1 protein-coding gene is annotated in these 2729 nt (G+C 57.9%); it reads left to right on the forward strand.

The features are described from left to right. Positions 1 to 552: 552 nt before the first annotated feature. Positions 553 to 1935 (forward strand): group II intron reverse transcriptase/maturase, encoded by a 1383-nt coding sequence (ltrA, locus tag XI03_RS01745; RefSeq protein WP_271591123.1) that lies wholly within the window; start codon positions 553 to 555, stop codon positions 1933 to 1935. Positions 1936 to 2729 lie beyond the last annotated feature (794 nt).

Consider the following 2729-nt stretch of genomic DNA (forward strand, 5'->3'; position numbering starts at 1 on the left):
TTCGAAAACCCGCAATCCTCTCAGACAGGAGGCAATCCTTGCTATGCTTCCCTACATGCCGCGCCAGCGGCTTCGTTGTGTGCCGGGCATGCTCAATAGCTCGGAAGTGAAAGTCTTCTACCCGACCTGATGGAGGTGAAGGGTTAGTGAAACGCAAGGGCTACCGTCGCGAGGCGGGGTCTGAAGGAAGCGTGGATCAAAGGTGCGAGCCGATGAACAAAAACCGGATATGAGGCGCAAGCGTCGGACGAGCGGGCGACACATCGCGAAGTCCAGATCCATCAAGGACGCGAAGCGTAGATCCGGCGGTTACGCACCGAAGGCGATTGAGCTTACCCCGGGAGATCTGCCCGGTGTCGCCCTCGGGCGACTGAGACGACCGCGAGGTCGTCTGACCGCCGGGCAGAAGTCAGCAGAGGGCGTATTAGGTCAGGCTGTCGGCAAAGCTATTGAGGCACTCCAAGGCCGAAAGGTGGAGAAACAGATAGGCGGAGCCGGAAACGATGGCCGAAGGCCCGAACGATCGAGAGAAGCAAGTAGGACTGGTATCTTGTGAATAGAAAGCGGCAGAACAACCAGCAAGCGCTGGCCTTGGAACCGAAGGAGTGGGGTGAAGCCCCGGCGCGCGGTGACAAGGAGACCGAACCATTCATGGCGAAATCAGCCACCGAAAGCTCGACTTTCACAGAACAATTAATGGAGGAGGTGTGCGACCGAGAGAACCTCGAAAGAGCGTGGAAGCGTGTTAAAAGGAACAAAGGAAGCCCTGGCGTTGATGGGATGACCATCGACGACGCGAAGGCCTTCCTGCGTGAGCACTGGCCAAACATTCGGTCTCAACTGCTTGACGGAAAATATCGGCCGCAGCCGGTTAAGCGGGTAGAAATCCCGAAGCCGGATGGCGGGATCAGAAAACTCGGCGTCCCCTGTGTCGTCGACCGCCTGATTCAACAAGCCATGCTGCAAGTTCTCCAAGAGCGATGGGATCCGACGTTTTCGGAGCACAGTTTCGGATTTCGGCCGGGGCGTTCCGCCCACCAGGCTGTAGCCCAGGCACAGCGTTACGTCGCCGATGGCTACAACGTAGTGGTTGATCTCGATCTGGAAAGATTTTTCGACCGAGTTAACCACGACATCCTGATGTCGCGCGTCGCCGCACGAATACCTGACAAACGCGTGCTCAAGCTTATCCGGGCATTCCTGAATGCCGGGGTATTGGAAGACGGTTTGGTCCGACCGGTGGACGAAGGGACCCCGCAAGGCGGTCCGCTCTCGCCTTTCCTCAGTAATATCGTGCTCGACGATCTCGACAAGGAATTGGCTCGTCGTGGTCACCGGTTCTGCCGTTACGCGGATGACTGCAACATCTATGTTCGCAGCCTCCACGCCGGCGAAAGGGTGAGGGCCTCGATAAGCCGGTTCCTGACCAACAAGCTCCGCTTGAAAGTCAACGAGGCCAAAAGCGCGGTGGCGCGACCCGAGGAACGTAAATTTCTCGGATTCAGCATTGCGAATGACGGGAGCGAGCGACGCATTGCGCCGAAAGCCCTCGACAAATTCAAAGACCGAATCCGGGAGATCACATGCCGGACGCGAGGGATCAGTTTGCAACAGATGATCGCAGACCTCACGCCATACCTCATCGGATGGCGCGGGTACTTCGGCTTCTGCCAGACCCCGCGCGTGCTCACAAACCTGGAAGCCTGGATCCGCCGGAGACTGCGAATGTATCTCTGGCGGCAATGGCGGAACGGGCATAACCGATTCACGGAGCTTCGCCGCCTCGGCATCGCGAAGTTCGCCGCATCGGTCGCTGCCGGTTCACGGACGGGACTCTGGCGCATGTCCGGACACCCGGCGGTTCAACACGCCCTACGAAATCAGGTGTTCGACTCTCTTGGTCTCCCCCGAATCTTCATGCCTGTGCCGGTTTAACTCGATCGAACCGCCGTGGTACGGACCCGTATGCCCGGTGGTGTGGGAGGGGTGGCGTCGCGAGACGTCCCCCTATCCCCATCAATCCTGAAAATGAAATTGCAAGGTTCCGACGCACGAAGCATCAAACCCCTGCAAACGCAAAACAGTCCACAACGACAAATGCGATTCTAGCTCAATCGCTTAGCCACTCTTCACGGACGACTACTTTAGCAAACCACCGGACAATTACGGTAGCGAAGCTGCTTTCTTTCCGGTGGACAGCCCTTGGTTGCGATAGTAACTTAGTCGTTTTTCAGGACGTGAGATTTTCTTGTGCGCGATTGGCAACTGCCGTTTTCTCGCGTGTGCTCGGACTGCACCTCAACGCGCGAACGAGTATCCTACCGCCGCTGCACGGAGTGTTGGGCAGATTTGCAACGCGCTGCGATTTTGAGCGCTGCGTGATGTTGCTCTACATTTTCACGGTGATAATGATCGAGTCGTGGCTCGATTTCTGGCTAGCCCAACGTCTCGCCCCGGCATGCTGCCCGCGCTGGGGCACCTCACTCGGGGACACGATGGGAGAGTAATCTTGGAGTCCGCGGTCAGCCTGTCGGTCGTGATTGAAGCAGGACAGTCCGTCACCCTTTTTCGTCAGCTATCGCGAGCATCATGGCGCTGTCCGAGGTCGCAGGGACAGCCCAGTTATTTCGTGATGTCATTGACTGGCGGAGCGCCTCGGGGGGCACGGTCGCAAAAATTACGCACTCCGGACTGTCTCGACAGCTTCTCGCGCGACGCTCGCATTACAG

Source organism: Bradyrhizobium sp. CCBAU 65884, assembly GCF_028128835.1.
GTDB lineage: Bacteria > Pseudomonadota > Alphaproteobacteria > Rhizobiales > Xanthobacteraceae > Bradyrhizobium > Bradyrhizobium ottawaense.